The organism is uncultured Nostoc sp., from assembly GCF_964247315.1.
In the GTDB taxonomy this organism is placed as follows: domain Bacteria; phylum Cyanobacteriota; class Cyanobacteriia; order Cyanobacteriales; family Nostocaceae; genus Nostoc.
Genome location: NZ_CAXTTT010000048.1, coordinates 35,201 through 52,816 on the forward strand (window position 1 = coordinate 35,201; position 17,616 = coordinate 52,816).

Genomic DNA, 17,616 nt, shown 5'->3' on the forward strand with positions numbered 1-17,616 from the left:
TGCCCATGTAAACCTACTCTATCCCTTCAATCCGGTCTTCAACTTCTTGGTACAACTCGCGTAGGCGATCTAAATTATCCTCGCTAGTCTCCCAATAACCGCGTCCATTCACTTCCAACAAAGTTGATACAACCTTGCGGAAAGAATGGGGATTCAGGTTCATTAATCGTTTCTGCATTTCTTCATCTTTGATGAAGGTTTCGTTAGTATCCTCGTAAATCCAGTTATCGACAGCGCCGGCTGTTGCACTCCAACCCATTGTGTTTACCAATCGCTTGGAGAGTTCGCGCACACCTTCATAACCGTGATTCAGCATTCCCTCATACCATTTGGGATTTAACAATTTAGTACGCGCATCTAAGCGCACGGTTTCTGTTAATGTCCGCACTTGAGCATTAGCTGTGGTTGTATCTGCAATATAAGATGCTGGTTTTTTACCATCACCCCGCAGATTTGCCACAAGCTTTGTGGGATCGGAATCAAAGTAATGAGAAACATCCGTTAAGCTAATCTCGGAAGAATCCAAATTTTGGAAAGTTGCATCAGCAGTTTTCAATGTGCTTTCAAAAATCTGCCGAGATTCATCCATGATTCCGGGGTTATCGGAATTGAAGGCGAAAGATTTGCGATTGAGATACATTTCCTGCAACTCGGCTTCGCTATCCCAAGTGCTGTTTTCTACTGCCAAGTTGATATTTGACGAGTAAGAACCAGAAGCGTTGGAGAAGACGCGCGTCGCTGCTTGACGCAGATTAACCCCCATTTCCTCAGCTTGTTGCAAAGCGTGTTTGCGAACAAAGTTCATTTCTAAGGGTTCATCTGCCTCAGCTGCCATTTTCACGCCTTGGTCTAGCAGGTTCATTTGGTTGATGAACAAGTCGCGGAATACACCAGAACAGTTGATTACTACATCAATTCTGGGGCGTCCCAACTCTTCTAAAGATATCAATTCCAACTTGTTCACCCGTCCCAAGGCATCAGGAACTGGACGCACGCCCACCATCCACATAATTTGTGCCAGGGATTCGCCGTAAGTTTTGATGTTATCGGTTCCCCAAAGGACGCAGGCGATGGTTTCGGGCCATTTTCCATCGTTTTCAGACTTGTTACGCACCAAAAGCCTATCTACGACGATTTTGGCTGATTGTACTGCTGCTGTTGTTGGGATTGATTGGGGATCTAGAGCATGGATATTCTTACCCGTGGGCAAGACATCCGGGTTGCGGATGGGATCACCACCAGGGCCAGGTAGGATGTACTCGCCTTCTAAACCTCTGAGTAATGCTCCTAGTTCGTTGTCGGCACAAACTTGTTGCAGACAGAATTCCAAATACTCAAATAAGGGTTTGAGTGTAGCTGTGTCAACTTTGGGATAACCTGCTTTATGCAATGCTTCTACCCAAGGCTCTTTTTTGCCCATGTTGAAGAAATTCAATCGGGAAACGAAAGAAACTCGTCCTTCCGCATCGATTTGCTCTTGCACAAGGGCAGTAACTGCTGCACGGGTTGCCAAGGTGATATCTTGCAATAACTGGACATCTGCTAAAATACCTCGGTCATTATTTTGGTAAATATCGTCAATGTTACGCCCAATGCTGTTAGCGATAATTCCCGGTAAGCCTTGAAGTTCTTCTTCTTGACGATCCAAGCTGGCAATATTGACGAGAGTTGCGATCGCTTCTTCTGCACTTGGTGGTTTACCAATGACGTGCAAACCACAAGGCAACAACCTAGACTCGATTTCCATCAACTTGCGGTAGACGTTGCCAACAATATTATCGCGATCGTCGGCACTCATGTCTCTGGCATCGGTATCTGGAAGATTGATATCCTTATCCAGATTCACGATCCGGCATTTATCCATGATGCTATTGACAATGGGAATGCCGCGTCCACTATCTTTCAAGGTTTGGTAAGAAGCAATTAATTCGCTGAGTTCTTTCAAACCTTTATACAACCCAGCATTTTCTGCCGGCGGTGTCAAGTAAGAAATTGTTTCGGCATAACTCCGACGTTTGGCAATTGTCGCCTCACTCGGATTATTAGCTGCGTAGTAATACAAGTTGGGAATTGAGCCAATCAAGTTATCTGGATAACAGTCGCCAGACATCCCCATCTGTTTACCTGGCATGAATTCCAAGGAACCGTGTGTACCAAAGTGCAGTACAGCATCAGCTTTCCAAACTTGCTCTAGGTAAGTGTAGTAGGCAGCAAAACCGTGGTGAGGACTAGCTGAACGAGAGAACAACAACCGCATTGGATCGCCTTCGTAACCAAATGTAGGTTGGACACCGATGAAGACGTTACCGAATTGTTTACCGTAAATCAGCAAGTTTTGCCCGTCGCTGTTGAGATGTCCGGGAGGCGGGCCCCAGTTTTCTTCTAGGCGGTGAGAGTAAGGTGTCAGCGCCTCATACTCAGGAACCGACATTTTGTAAGCAATGTTCAGTTCTGGGCTGTTGTACTGCGCCTGTGCGTCATGGATGACTTCTTGCATCAACGCTTCGGCTGATTCTGGCAGTTCTGGTAAGTCGTAACCGTTATTTTTGAGGGCTTTCATTACCTCATAGATGGAGCCGAATACATCCAAATAGGCGGCGGTTCCCACGTTGCCTTTATCTGGCGGAAAGCTGAAAACGGTAATCGCGACTTTTTTATCAAGCTTCGGCTTGCGGCGTAGATTTGCCCATTTTAAGGCGCGTTCGGCTACAGCTTCAACCCGATCGCGCAGGGCGATCGCTTTGCCGGTAGTCCCATCCCTACCGGATAAAATTATCGGCTCAATTGCCCCATCCAATTCAGGAATTGCAATTTGCAAAGCTACTTGAATGGGATGTAACCCTAAATCGCTATCCATCCACTCTTCTGTGGTTTGGAATACTAAGGGTAACGCCACCATGTAAGGACGGTTTAAGCGTTTGAGTGACTCGATTGCCTTGGGATGATCTTGTCTGGCTGGGCCACCCACTAAAGCAAAACCAGTCAGCGATATCACTGCATCTACCAACTGGATGTTGGTATTTGGTTCATAAAAGTATGCATCTACAGGCTTGGAGAAGTCCAAACCACCAGCAAACACAGGTAGTACCCGTGCGCCTAGTGCTTCCAACTCCTGCACCATTGCTACATAATGGGCATCATCCCCTGTAACTAGGTGAGTGCGTTGCAATACTAACCCGACACAAGGAGCTAGGGGATCTTTTAGATCGCTAGAAATATCCTTACGAGCTGTATACCAATTCAGGTACTCTCTGACATCTTCAAACATACTGCCAGCCAAAGGGTGCCAAATCCCTAGATCGGGATAAACCACCGGCTGTTCGTATGTAGAAGGTGCAAAATTCTGTTTTTCTAAACCTTTAAATACATATTTATCAGCTAGCATCAGCAAGAAGTTTTCCAGATTTTCTGGAGAACCACCTAGCCAATACTGAAAACTGAGCATGAAATTTCGGGCATCCTGTGCCTTGTCCATCGGTAAAAATTTCAGCACTTGCGGCAGGGTTCGCAAAAGCTTCAGCATTCCATCTTGGAATCCCGCACCGGATTTTTCTTTGCGTTTCCGCATGAATTGGGCGATCGCACTTTTTGACTGACCCAACTGTGCCAGGGAAAAGCTGCCCATTTTACTTAGGCGCATGACTTCTGGCATCGAGGGAAAGACAACGGAAACGTCCAAGCGATCGCGGTGTGGTTCTACTGCTGCTACTACTTTCTGTGCTAAGTCTTCGATGAAAATGAGGGAAGCGATGAAGATATTCGCGCTCTCAATTTCTCGTTTGAACTCTTCGTAATTCTCTGGGTCGCGGAGTTCCTCAATCAAGTACCCGCTGATTTCAATCGCCAAGTTGGGATTGTTCGCGTTAATTGTGCGAACTGCTTGCGACAAAGCACTCTGGTACTGGGACTCAAGCACGACATAGACCACCTTGATTAAACTACGTCCGCGTAAGTTATCAGGCGCAATGTGTCTAATGGTGGACTTGACGTGTGTGAACATGCTTCTTCGGCTCCTTTGATGCGTGTTCTCTGAAGGAAGTTCCTAGCGGCATCATTAGCCACAGGTAACTTGTGATATTTACACAATATGTGTTTTTTATCAGAAAACGCTTGCCCAGTGGGCATTTTATCGTCTATCTGACACAAATCGATATAAAAAACGAAATATTTCTTCGTAATTGTTGACTTTATCTAAAAGTAGTCGCTCACTATTTGTAAATTTTTGGCAATACTTATTTTTAATAGTTAAATAGCTATTTAGATATCAATACTTTTCAGTTAAGGCCAAAAACAAGTAAATTGAGAACTCCCTTTTTTTGCTGATGGTTGTTTATGGAGATTTTAGATGAAAAAATTCCACCTCGACAACACAGGAGCAATCCTCGATTAGTTAAAAAAACTCGTTCCAAGTTTCCGTCCAAGAAGCCTGTTGATCGTGGCACTGCTACTCAACGCCAGCTACTCAATTTTTCCAGCTTTGCGTAAAATCGTGGCGAATTGAGGGTTGAAATTTAAACGCAAAGGTTCGCAAAGGGAAACGCAAAGGAGCGCAGAGAATTCGCTACGAATTAATAAAATGTTGTACTTAGTTTTATCAATTTGTGATTAGTTTACTGAGTCGATTAAAGGAGTTGAGTTGTTCAAGAATGAATTCCAAGCAGTCTTCAAGGACTTCGTTCTTTTTCTCACCAAGAATAACTAAATTCTGATTTTGAGGATAAGACCATCGACGCAGATGAGCAATACTAAATCCTTCCTGTTTCTCTTCTTCTAAAGAAGCTTTTCTCACAGCATCCCATAAAACCAGTGTTGGTTTCTGAAATGCAGTGGCAATATGAGAAGGGCCAGTATCAAATCCTACATATAAGTCACTTGCCCAAATCAGAGCCATTGCTTGTCTAATGGTTGTTTTTGGTGTAAAGATAGAAAACGTCTTTTGCTCAAAGTCATTATTGCCAATATGTAAAAAACTTACTTGATTTTTCAATAAATCGACTAATTCCAGCCAATTATCTAAGTGCCAAGGTGAGTCTTTAGTACTCGATGAAGTTCCATAAGGACAGATACAAACAACGGGACGTTTGAGGTGAGCAAGGGTCTTTAATCCCCACTGCATTTCTTCGTGAGATAAAAACAAAGAACCCCTTAATTGACGAGGACGCAATCCATGAGCAAAACAGATATTTTCTATGATATGACGGCTTTGACAAAAATTATCTGACTCGATGGTCAGTTCTACCATGATGTTCGGGTCTATCTCATCGGCATTAATAATTGTCTCAATATATGGGTTGTTATCCCAGATTGAATAGCCTTTTTCTTGAGCCTTTTCATTGTAGTTTAAAGGAGCAGTCAATAATTTTATGAGTCGTCCTTTGTTTAAAGATAATGCTTCAATTAATGGTGTATAACATATACAACTTCCTATTCCGATATAACTAGGTATTGCCAAGTCACAGTTATACTTTTCAGTATAATATTTTGATGCAACTAATGGTTCTGAATCTCGAAATCGTGGATAGAAGATAGATTGAGTTGTGCTGTTGTTATTGAACATATTTGGTTATTCTGTATTTAGAGTGTTCAATTTTTAGTAAAAAGGCAGTTTTTTGATTTTGCGATCACAACAATTGAGCCATTTCAAAAGCTACCAATCCACCAAAACACTAACCTATGAATAAATGTATAAATTTTTAATTAGCTTGCAGAGAAAAAGAAAAGAGAATGAGTATAAAAATGAGTTTACCCGGCAAAGTTAATATGGTAAAGTGCTAGTTTGGTTATTTCTACTCCTATAGGTTAAGAATTTGCTGGTACAACTGAATGTACCGTTGGGCTTGCACCTCTAACGAGTACTCTTCAACCGCAACCTTGCGGCAATTTTGACTCATCCGATCGCGTAAATTAACGTCTTCTAATAGTTGGACAATCCCATTACAGAAATCATCAGTATCTTCAGGTTTTGCTAAATAGCCAGTGATACCAGGACGGACATAATCTGGGACGCCGCCAACATTGAAAGCAACTGTCGGCGTACAACAAGCTGCTGCCTCCAGACCGACTAACCCGCAAACATCAGCACGGGTTGGAAACAGAAATAAATCGGCGGCAGAATAGGCAACCGCTTTCAGGCGATCGCTGCTGATATAGCCAAGGTGCAGTACTTCTATTTCTGCGAAATTTGAGATTGCCTTCGCTTCATCCCCAAAAGTCAGCAACACGATTTCAGCTTTGAGTGATTTAGGTATGCGAGAAAGGGCTTTGAGCAATAGATCGCTACCTTTACGCCGATTGGTCAAGTCTTGTGCTCCAAATATGAGAACTTTTTTATGCTGGGGAATTCCCAGTTCAGATTGACACTGCTGTTGATCGAGTGGTTGATAGGCTACTGTATCAATTCCGTAGGGAATGTGATGAATGGGGAAACAGTTGAGCATACTCTGTTTAGCGCATTCAGCCACCCAGCGACTAGGAGCCACAATCGTTAAGTTGGAGTGTTGATATGCCCAATTCTTTAACTTCCACTCTAGAGATGTGGCATCTCGTTCAATCGCAGGTAACGCATTCGGATAAGGACATTTTCCACAACCAGTTTGCCATTTTGAACAGTCGTAACTGTAGGCACAGTGTCCCGTGAAACTCCACATATCATGTAGCGTACAGACGCCAGGTTTATCTCTCGTCAATGAGGGAAGCATAAGATAGGAAAAATAATCATCATGAATTGTGTGAAAGTTGAGTAAAGAAGCATTCTGATAACAGGCTTCATGTTTAAGAGCAGCAATTGAGGGATTGGCAACGAAATTCAAGGCAACTCGTGTTGTAATTGAGTTCGCTAAATCGACAAACTGATTGTTTCTTTGGACAATCTCTACCGTATTTTTCAAATCATTAGCTTTTTCCCGAAACACTCCCTCAATCTCATCTTTATAGGCAAAGAAAGATTGAATACCGGCTCTGGATAAACCTTGATGGTAAATTTTTGCCGAATTTTTGTTGAATTTTATTCATCAAAGCGAAGGCTAAAAGGGAATGACCACCTAGTTCCAAAAAATTGTTTTTAATCCCGACCACAGGCACATTTAGCACTTCTGCCCAAATTTGTGCTATCTGTCGTTCTAGTTCGTTACGGGGAGCGACAAAACCGTTATCCTGACTAATATTTTTTGTTTGTTTAGGGAGAGCGCGATAATCTACTTTTCCGTTAGAAGTTAGAGGTAAAGAATCTAGTTTAATCCATGTTGTAGGTATCATGTAGTTTGGTAGCTTTTGGCGAAGAAATTCATCTATACTGCTAGGTGATAAATTTTCATCAGCAGTAATATAAGCTATGAGGCGCTTGTCTCCTGGCTGATCTTCTTGAAGAGTAACAGCCGTCATGCAGATTAAAGGATGTTGAGCGATCGCAGCTTCAATTTCTCCTAATTCAATTCGGAAACCGCGAATTTTTACCTGTTTGTCAATCCGACCAATAAATTCTAAATTTCCATCTAATCGATAGCGTACTAAGTCACCAGTTTTGTAAAGTTTGGCATCTTGGGTGCTATTTGAGAAAGGATTGGAGATAAATTTTTCTTGGGTTAAATCAGGACGGTTGAGGTAGCCTTTAGCCAAACAGACACCAGCAATATGCAATTCCCCAGGAATACCAATCGGAACAGATTGCAGATATTTATCTAGGACATAAACTTGAGTATTCCCAATCGGTCGCCCAATCGGGACTTCCCAGTGTGCTGGTTCTACTGTGGAGTCTGGGAAAGTATAAATGGTAGTGATAATGGTGGCTTCTGTAGGGCCATAAGTATTGACTAATAATGGTGGGTTTTTTGAGCTTTTTAAACTCAGATACCATCTTTTCAAATTCTCTGTTAGTGCTTGCTCTCCACCAATAATCACTAATCGCAAACATGAGGGAATTCTGGAATCAGATGCTTGCAAGTCAGCAGTTAAGTAATGCCAGTAAGCTGTTGGCAAGTCTAGCACTGTTAATTGCCAATCTTGACAACATTGCCAAAATTGATGACTAGAGCTTAACAAATCTTCTGTCCGCAATACTAAAGTTGCACCAGTAGTTAGACAGGGATAGATTTCTTCAGCAGCAGTATCAAAACTGATAGAAGCAAACTGCAAAATCCGGTCTTGCTGATGAATACCATATTCTTTGATGGCTACAGATGTAAAGTTAACTAAAGGGGGCAGCAGCAAAGCTGAACGCGCTATAGGCAAAGTTAGTTCTGGTATAATTCCCGCTAGCTTTTGCCGCCAATAGTTCAGTTCTTCTTCAAATCTTTCACTCTTAAGCCACTGGCTTTCCAGGGCGGCCGCATCATGTCAACAAAAGGATTGTATTTTCAATAAGCTCCCAAATAGTCGCATTAATTGTTGCTTATTGACACAGGTTGAAGCGATCACTTTGAGCTTGGGAAACTAAACCAAACGATAAATGCTGATTTTTTCGTTGGTTCTTAACCTTGGTTGTGATCAAGAGTAATTTAGATGCGTTTGCCCTGACTGGCTTTCCCAAACTGCAAAGTCAATATATTGAAGTGGTAACTTTGGTAAAGGAGATGGCAGTTTTTGCAAATAAGCACCATACAGTACAGATAACTCTTGCATTAAGATCCCCATAGACCAAGCATCAAAAATAATGTGATGCATATTTAGCAGGAGTATATGAGTTTGGGCATTCAGACGTACTAAGGTGAGACGTAACAAAGAATCGTGTGCTAAGTCAAATGGTTTACTAGCATCTTTATTGCTGAGAAACTTAACTTCAATAGCTTGTTCATCAGCAGTTAAACCTTCTAAGTTAATAATTGGTAGTGTTACTTTTTGGGGAGAGTGAATAACTTGGACTGGTGCGCCATTCACCGCTTGCAAGTTAGTTCTGAGAACTTCGTGTCGCCGCAATAGTTCAGTAATTGCTTGCTCTAACACTGTGATATTTAATTCACCAGTTAATTGATAAGGATTGGGTAAACTATAGGTAGTGTTACCTGCATCAAGTTGTTCTAGAAACCAGAGTCTAGCTTGAGCAGAGGAAAGAGGTAGATTTTCTGTTCGCTTAACCGGACGAAGCGGTTGGATTTGATTTTGCTGCAACCAAGCTACAATATCTGCTTTGTGGTTAGCTAGTTCTGTTTTAATTTCTGGTGTCAGCGCTCCCTTGGGAGCATTACAATGCAGATGTCCATCTGCTAAAGAAATATAGATATCTAAACGTTTGAGGTGTGTTAAAAATTCTTGAGTATTTTTCATTGGTAAGAATTCGAGAGTCGAAGGTTGTGAGTCAGAAGTTAGAATTTATAAAATGAATTCCTCGCGATCGCTAGACTCTAAAACCGGATTTTTCATTAAGTGTTTATCTCTACCAATTTTATTAACTAAACTAGCAGCCATCTCTGCTACTGTTGGGGTTTCAAATAAACTCGCCAAAGACAATTTGACTGCTAGACGTTCCCTGAGTTGGGCAATAATTTGTGTTCCTAGTAAGGAATCTCCCCCCAAATCTAGGAAGCGATCGCCTACACCAACTGCTGCAATACCTAAAAATTGTTGCCATACTTGAGCGATCGCTTCTTCTAAAGGATTACGAGGTGCAACATAAGGATTGCTGAGTTGAGGACGTGGATAAGCGCCCGCATTGGTCTTTTCTGATGTAGCATCATTTTGAAAAGCAACTGTTTGGGAAAATTTATTTTCCTGCTTAATTGATGTTTCTAAATTGACAGTTGAAACCAACACCTGAGTCAGCCCATAACTAAGAATTCGCCTAAAAACATCAACCCCTTCGCTAGGTAACAACCATTTTTGCACATTGCCTTGTAACAAGTTCTTCAAGCCATTTGTGGTGGAACCAGCAGCAGAGGTATCCTCTGTATGGGACACTGCCTTAGCTGCCATACCCACTTCCTGCCAAGCATCCCAGTTAATGGCAATTGTGTTTGTGCCTTGGTTAGTTTTATAGTGAGCGAAGGCATCTAGAAAAGCATTGGCAGCACAATAGTCTACTTGTCCAAATAGTGCTTGAACAGAGTTGAGTGATGAACACAGAATCAGCCAATCTAACTTGATATCCTGAAGCACTCGATCTAAAACAAGAGTACCTTTGATTTTCGGTGCAAAAATCTCTTCCGTCATCGATCGGTTTTTAAGTTGAATTATTCCCCCACCCGGAACACCAGCAGCATGGATTGCACCATGAATATCACCAAAGTGGGTTAAGGAATTTGCGATCGCCTTGTGCATCTGTTCCTGATTCGCCACATCAGCAGTAATTACCAAAACCTCAGCCCCTAGTACTTCCATCTCTTGGATTTTTTGAATTTTTCGGCTGGTAGCATCTTGCTCATGGTGAGTTAACAGCCATTGTTCCCACTCAGAACGGACAGGAAAATCAGAACGTGCAATCAGAATTAGTTTTGCTTGTACTGTTTTGGCTAAGTATTCAGCTAGGGACAAGCCAATACCACCCATACCACCAGTAATTAAATAGACACCGCCTGTTTTTAAAGGTAATGTGCTGGCTTGAGGCGTTTCCAAGGGAACAGATTCAAAGGTACGTATCCAACGATAATTTCCCCGATAAGCAATTACCCGATCTTCTGACTCAGCCTGTAATTCTTTTAACAGTTGATCGAGGAGTTTAGCTTTTTGCCAAGGTGCAGGCGGTAGTACAATGTCAATACTACGACAACTGATATTTGGGTATTCCTGGGGAATAACGTTAATCGGCCCCATCAGGGTAGCTTTTTCTGGAGATAACCATCCTTCCGAGGCGATTTCCCACATATTATTGGAAATAACCGTAAGTTGGCAATCGTCAGTAAAGTTTATTTGCCCTAATGCTTGAGCAAGATATAGCAGACTATAAAACCTGAATTTTGCGCTTCTTCCACCCATAAAGGATATTCAGTAACAGGCGTTTCTCCAACACTCCAACAATGAACCACTTGGTTAGGAATGAATTGTAAAGCTTGAAGTTCAATCAAAAGGCGATCGTAATCATCGCGCTGTTGAGGATTAAGGGTATAAATTCCATCACCTTTTTTAAGAAAGGATTCCCCAGGCTTGACAATTATCACTTTTTGCCCAGTTTCTGCAAGTCTGTTAGCTAGTTGTTCTCCAAAACCGGATTCATCAGCAAAAAACAACCAACATTTTGTTACCTGTTTTGTTGATATAGGCAAAATAGAACGTTTCCAAGATGGAATATAAAACCAGTCGGCAATATCTGTTTTTTTCGCCGATAAGGATTCATCAAGTGTTTGGATAGTTGTTATTGGCTGCAAATGGTTTTGATTGTTTGTAATTGCCTCAATCCAATAACGCTGGCGCTCGAAAGGATAGGTTGGCAATGGCAAGCGATGGCAGTTTTGGTTTGCGTAAAAACCAAACCAATCTATCTCAACTCCCGTTAACCACAGTTGCCCTAAAGTAGTTAACAAGAAATCCATATCTGAGCGGACTTCTTGAAGATGACGCAGAGATGTTAGCACAACTTGAGATACTGCTGTACTGAGATGCCTTTTGGTAAAGGTGCTTAATGTCCTTCCCGGCCCCACTTCTAGCAGCAGGTGGTCAGATTTCAACAATAAATCAATCCCACGGGAAAATTGCACGGGAGAGCGTAGATGTTGACTCCAATAGTGGGGGTTAGTTGCCTGCTCTGCTGTAATCCATGTACCTGTGAGGTTAGAAATATAGGGGATGCATGGCATATTTAAAGTGACTTTTTGCACAGCTTTAGCAAACAATTCCAAAATCGGTTCCATCATCTGAGAATGGAATGCATGGGAAGTGTGCAAGTAACGAGATTCAATTCCTTGAGATAGCAACTTATTTTCTAAGGCGGTAACTGCTGACTTGGTGCCGGAAACTACACAACGGGATGGTTCGTTAATAGCAGCTAAACAAATTTCTCTGCTCAAGAAAGGTTCAATTTCTGTCGCAGATAGAGGCACAGACAGCATCGCTCCAGGGGGTAGTTGCTGCATCATGCGTCCACGTATGGCTACCAGAGACAAGGCATCTTCAAGGGAGAAAACCCCGGCTAAACAAGCGGCGACGTATTCACCAATACTGTGACCAATGAAACCTTGAGGACTGACTCCCCAGGATTCCCAGAGTTTTGCTAGGGCGTACTCAATAGTAAAGATGGCTGGTTGGGCGATCGCTGTTTGTTGGAGTTGCTCTGCGGCTGCTTTTGTTTGTTCAGGACTGGGGTAAAGAATATCACGTAAATTCAGCCCTAATTCTGGTTGGAGTAATTCTGCACAGTAATCAACTTGTTCACGAAAAATGGTTTCAGTTTCATAGATTTCGCGTGCCATGTTCACATATTGGGAACCTTGACCAGAAAACATGAAAATAACTGAAGGTGACGAAGATTTTGCCTGACCTGTAAAAACCTGTTCTGATTCGGAACGCACCAAAATCCGCCGATGTTCAAAAGCTTGACGACCGATACTTAGGGTATACGCCACATCAGCTAAATTTAATTCAGGATGTTGCTTCAGGTAAGCGTTGAGATTGTTGGTTGCTGTTTCTAAGGCAGAACTTGTTTTCGCAGATAGGACTAATAACTGTATTGGTCTTGTTTCTGGTGAACTGCTTTCTAAAATAGGCGCTTCTTCCAGTACAACATGGGCGTTTGTTCCGCCAATGCCAAAAGAACTAACTCCAGCTCGTCGCTTAATTCCATCAGTTTTCCATTCAGCCAACTGAGTGTTGACATAGAAGGGAGTGTTGGCAAAATCAATTTTCGGATTGGGAGTCTCAAAGTTTAAACTTGGAGGGATTTGTTGATGCTTCAGCGCCAAAACTGTCTTGATTAAACCTGCGACACCAGCTGCGGTATCTAGATGTCCCATATTTGTTTTCAGGGAACCGATTGCACAATGTGCACGCTTCGCGAACGCACAAAAACCTTTTCGCTGGCTATTTTGGCGAAAAGCTTGAGTCAAAGCAGCGATTTCAATCGGATCGCCCAAGGTTGTACCTGTACCATGAGTTTCCACATAGGTGATGGTTTCTACATCTATACCAGCGATCGCCTGCGCCTCAGCAATGACATCTGCTTGACCTTTAACACTAGGAGCTGTAAACCCGATCTTGTTCGTGCCATCGTTATTAATGGCAGAACCTTTAATGATGGCGTGAATATAATCTCTATCAGCGATCGCATCTTTTGCACGCTTCAGCATGACAATACCCACACCATTGCCCCGAAAAGTTCCTTGTGCTTTGGCATCAAAAGCGCGACAGTGACCATCAGGGGATGCAATCATCTCCTCTTGATATAAATAACCTATCTTCTGGGGAACGGCGATCGCAACACCACCAGCTAAAGCCATGTCACACTCGCCATTAACCAAGCTTTGGCAAGCCACGTGAACTGCAACTAACGAAGTTGAACAAGCCGTTTGAATATTGACTGCGGGCCCGGTAAGATTTAGTTTGTAGGCTACCCTAGTTGGCAGAAAATCTTTTTCATTTGCCAGTGATAATTGATAAGTACTGACTGACTGGTTGAGTTCCTGATTGGGGTAAAGATTTTTGAGTAGATAACGGCTCTCAATCAGTCCAGCATAAACTCCGATTGACCCAGTGTAAGTTTGAGGGTTATAACCAGCTTGTTCTACAGTTTCCCAAGCACATTCCAAAAAAAGGCGTTGTTGCGGATCAAGTATTTCAGCCTCTTTCGGATTAATGCCAAAGAAATTAGCATCAAATAACTCAATGTCATCAAGTACAGCACTAGCCCTAACATAGTTGCGGTTTTGCAACAGTTCTGGCTGAACTCCATTCATCAGCAATTCTTGCTCAGATAACCAAGAAATAGTTTCGATACCATCTCGCAAATTTTCCCAAAATGCATCTATATTTTTCGCACCTGGAAAACGCCCAGACATGGCAATGATGGCGATATCTGATTCTGAAATTTCATCTGGAGAAAAATTCATCATCTCTACTCTTAAATTATTTAAAAAAAAATTGAAATCTTAAATTTTTGATTGATAAAATCCAATACAGTTCAGTTAAGCATTTCTTCCTTCTCTTCCTTTGCGCTCTTTGCGTCCTTTGCGGTTCGTTAAAAAAATTGAATTTGACAAAGAGTTAAGCCTTAATTAAACCGTATTCTGATAAAATATCCAAAATCGAATTACCCTTTTTTCTGCGATCGATACTGTTGTCTGATATTCCTTTGTGGGTTCCGAGAAACTTGATTGCTGCGAATTTGCGATCGCTCTGGAGCTAATTTCTCAGTATCTGCTTTTGGTGATACCTGTCCGTTTAAATATTGCCCCAATGCCCTCACCGTTGGATACTGAAACATCTCTATTATTGATAATTCTTTAGTAAAGATAGTTTGCAGTTGCTCCCGCACCTGGACTAATCGCAAGGAATTTCCACCCAAGTCAAAGAAATTATCATCCAGGGCAACTTTTTCTATTTGCAGGTTTTTTTGCCAAACATCAGCAATGAGTTGTTCTGCCTGGGTTTGTGGCATTTCCAACGAAGATGTTCTCACAACTGAGTTGGGGCTGGGAAGAGCGCGACGGTCTACTTTACCATTAGGTGTGAGTGGCAAGGCATCAAGGATTAAAAATGCCTGGGGCATCATGTAATTGGGTAGTTTCTGTTGGATAAATTCGCGTACTTGGGGTACCAGCTTCTGAACTAACTTGCCCCGCAGGGGATTGTTTGTATAGTAATTCCAGGGCTTGGAAGTGATTTGGGTATCCCAATTTGGCTTTGTTACCTCGCTGCGAGAAAACACAACATCATAACAACCGTCCTGGCTAGCATTCCACCAACTTACGTGCATAGTATAAGCAACTTGTTCGCTCAGTTCCCAAAACTGCTCAGGATCGACACCTGCTGCTGGTAATTGCATCAGTTGCTGTTGTAGTTGTCCTACTGTCTTAACGGCGGGGGGATTTTGTAACCATTCACGCAATTGTACTGAGTGCTGCACGCGGCTATTAGGAATATGCCGGATTCCTAACATTTCTGGCTGCTCCTGCAACAACCTTTGATGTATCTTTGCTAAAGTTAGGTTGTCTAGTTGCCAGTCTAACCAGGAGATTGCAGTTGTTAATGCTGATTTACCTAAATGCAGTGTGACATCGTAACGGAATTGGGTTAGCTCATTGTGATAGTGACCACGCTTGAGTTGAATTTCTACCTGAGTTATTTGAGGAAAGTGTTGCTGTAGAGCTAAAAAGAAAGCAGGAGCGATAACCAATTCCTCTTCTGCTGGCACACTTTGATGTACCTTCTGCTGCCATTGCTCAACAGTTAGTTCCTTAGAAGCTCTAGATAACTGAACTAAGGCGTGGTAAGCATCCAGTAACGGTAAGCTGCGGACATCACCGATAAAGATAGTGCCGCGATCGCCAATTGCTGTCATCGCTCCTTTAAGAACCCGCAGGAGATAGTCTGCACTGGGGAAATACTGCACCACTGAGTTAATAATTACAGTGTCAAATTGGTGATTGAGAATTTCCTCAAAGTCATCAGCAAGCTTGTACAGCAATTTTACCCGTTCTAAACCCGGAACCACTTGTTTAATTTGCTCAATATGCTGGAGTACTGGTTGAGAATAATCAATTCCCCAATACTCATCGCAGTGGGGTGCAATGCGGCATAGCAGCAGTCCTGTACCACAACCAATTTCCAATACTCGTTGAGGAGAAAAAGCTAGAATTCTGTGTACTGTGTTATTTACCCACTCGCGCATTTCTGATGCTGGAATAGGTTTGCCAGTATAACTATTGTCCCAACCAATGATATTGAAGGTTAAGTCATCAGATGCTGCTGACAGACTATCATTTTGTTCGTAGACTTTTTGCCAAGTACTAATCTGTTCGTTTTCCCATTGGTTCATTTCCCCTGATATGGTTTCACCTTTGAGATTGACGACTAAATAAGCCACAAGGCGTTTGTCACTAGGAGCAGTTTCTCTGGCAATGACTATACTTTCCTGCACCAAGGGATATTGATTCAACGCGGCTTCGATTTCTCCCAATTCAATGCGGAAGCCCCGAATTTTCACTTGGTTATCAATCCGACCAAGAAATTCCAAATTACCATCAGGTCGATAGCGAACTAAGTCTCCTGTTTTGTAAAGGCGATTTCCTTCTATCTGTTGACTCTTGAATAGATTATTGGGGATAAATTTATCTTGGGTTAAGTCTGGGCGGTTAAGATAACCCCGCGCCAGACCTGCACCACCAATATGAAGTTCTCCAGGGACACCAATCGGTACTAATTGCAGATGTGAATCTAGAACATAAACTTGAGTATTGTCAATCGGTCTTCCAATTGGTACTTCGGGTAACTCCATTGTTACAGCATCTGAGTTTGCTGCTCGCCAGAGGGTAGTCACGACGGTTGCTTCTGTCGGTCCGTAAGTATTGATTAATTCTGGGGGATTGGGCAGGTGCGCCACACTCCTTTGCCAACGCCTCAAATTCTCTGGATCTGCCTGCTCACCACCAATAATTACCAGTTTGAGAGATTCAGGAATAATCGGGTCTGAATGTGTCAATTCAACGGTTAGATTATGCCAGTAGGCTGTTGGCAAGTTTAACACTGTTAATTGCCAATCCCGGCACTGCTGCCAAAAACGATCGCTAGAACTCAACATTGCATCTGTCCGCAGTACCAGTGTTCCACCTGCGATTAAACACGGGTAAACTTCTTCTATAGATGTATCAAAACTAACTGAAGCAAACTGAAGAATCCGGTCTTGCTGATTGATGCGGTATTCCTGAACTGCTATTGAGGCAAAATTCACCAACGATTCATGAGCGATCGCCACTCCCTTCGGCGATCCTGTAGAACCGGAGGTGTAAATCACATAAGCCAAGTTAGTTGGAGATACTTCAGTCATTGGATTGGAGACACTGCGATCGCTAATTTCCTCCCAATCGGTATCTAAGCAAATGGCTTTTGCCTTCAGTTCTGGAAGCTTTGAAAGTAATTTTTGTTGCGTCAGTAGTATTGTTAACCGAGTATCTTGCAAGATATAAGCTATTCGTTCTTGAGGATAAACTGGGTCTATGGGAATGTAAGCTCCACCAGCTTTGAGAATTCCTAGCCAACCAACTATCATCTCAATGGAACGTTCGACATAGATACCCACCAGCACTTCTGGTTGCACACCCAATATGAGCAGGTAATCGGCAAGCTGATTAGCTCGTTCGTTCAATTCCCGATAGCTAATTTGTTGCCCTGAGTATTGCAAGGCTATAGCATTTGGAGTTTTTTCCACCTGTTGTTCAAACAAGTGGTGGATACATTTAGAGGTAGGATAAGTAGTCTTTTTTCCTTGCCCAGCTAATAGCAACTCATGGGTTTGTATTGCAGTGAGCAGAGGTAAATGAGTAAGTGGCTGCTGTGGATTCTCCAGGATTCCCGTTAACAAAGTCTGAAAATGCCCGATCATGCGGATGATTGTCTGTGCATCAAATAAGTCGGTGTTGTAATAACAAATCCCATTCAGACCTCCAGCTACTTCCCAAAAGTCCATTTCCAGGTCAAACCGCACACCCCCCCAGGGCAAACGCATCTAAATGTTGGCAAAGTGGTAAATAGAGGTGAGTTCGT

8 protein-coding genes are annotated in these 17,616 nt (G+C 42.5%); all 8 read right to left on the reverse strand.

Annotated elements, in window-relative coordinates; translation table 11 throughout:
- Positions 1–13: 13 nt before the first annotated feature.
- The gene (locus tag ACFE93_RS15970) at positions 14–4,000 is read right to left on the reverse strand and encodes a magnesium chelatase subunit H (protein WP_375474219.1); all 3,987 of its coding nucleotides are present in this window, start codon (positions 3,998–4,000) and stop codon (positions 14–16) included.
- 594 nt (positions 4,001–4,594) lie between these two features.
- Positions 4,595–5,557, reverse strand: coding sequence for a glycosyltransferase family 9 protein (locus ACFE93_RS15975; protein ID WP_375474220.1), 963 nt, complete (start codon positions 5,555–5,557; stop codon positions 4,595–4,597).
- A 235-nt stretch (positions 5,558–5,792) separates the two neighbouring features.
- Positions 5,793–6,911 (reverse strand): glycosyltransferase, encoded by a 1,119-nt coding sequence (locus ACFE93_RS15980; protein ID WP_375474221.1) that lies wholly within the window; start codon positions 6,909–6,911, stop codon positions 5,793–5,795.
- A gap of 16 nt (positions 6,912–6,927) precedes the next feature.
- Positions 6,928–8,226, reverse strand: coding sequence for an AMP-binding protein (locus ACFE93_RS15985; protein WP_375474222.1), 1,299 nt, complete (start codon positions 8,224–8,226; stop codon positions 6,928–6,930).
- Between the two features lie 255 nt (positions 8,227–8,481).
- Positions 8,482–9,258 (reverse strand): condensation domain-containing protein, encoded by a 777-nt coding sequence (locus ACFE93_RS15990; RefSeq protein WP_375474223.1) that lies wholly within the window; start codon positions 9,256–9,258, stop codon positions 8,482–8,484.
- 45 nt (positions 9,259–9,303) lie between these two features.
- Positions 9,304–10,902: an SDR family NAD(P)-dependent oxidoreductase gene (locus ACFE93_RS15995; RefSeq protein ID WP_375474224.1), complete on the reverse strand. Its 1,599-nt coding sequence runs from the start codon at positions 10,900–10,902 to the stop codon at positions 9,304–9,306.
- Complete coding sequence (locus ACFE93_RS16000) at positions 10,842–13,964, reverse strand: type I polyketide synthase (protein ID WP_375474228.1); 3,123 nt, start codon at positions 13,962–13,964, stop codon at positions 10,842–10,844. Before ACFE93_RS16000 ends, ACFE93_RS15995 begins: the two co-directional genes overlap by 61 nt.
- Positions 13,965–14,164: 200 nt before the next feature.
- Positions 14,165–17,578, reverse strand: a complete 3,414-nt coding sequence (locus ACFE93_RS16005) for an amino acid adenylation domain-containing protein (protein WP_375474225.1) — start codon at positions 17,576–17,578, stop codon at positions 14,165–14,167.
- Positions 17,579–17,616: the final 38 nt, after the last annotated feature.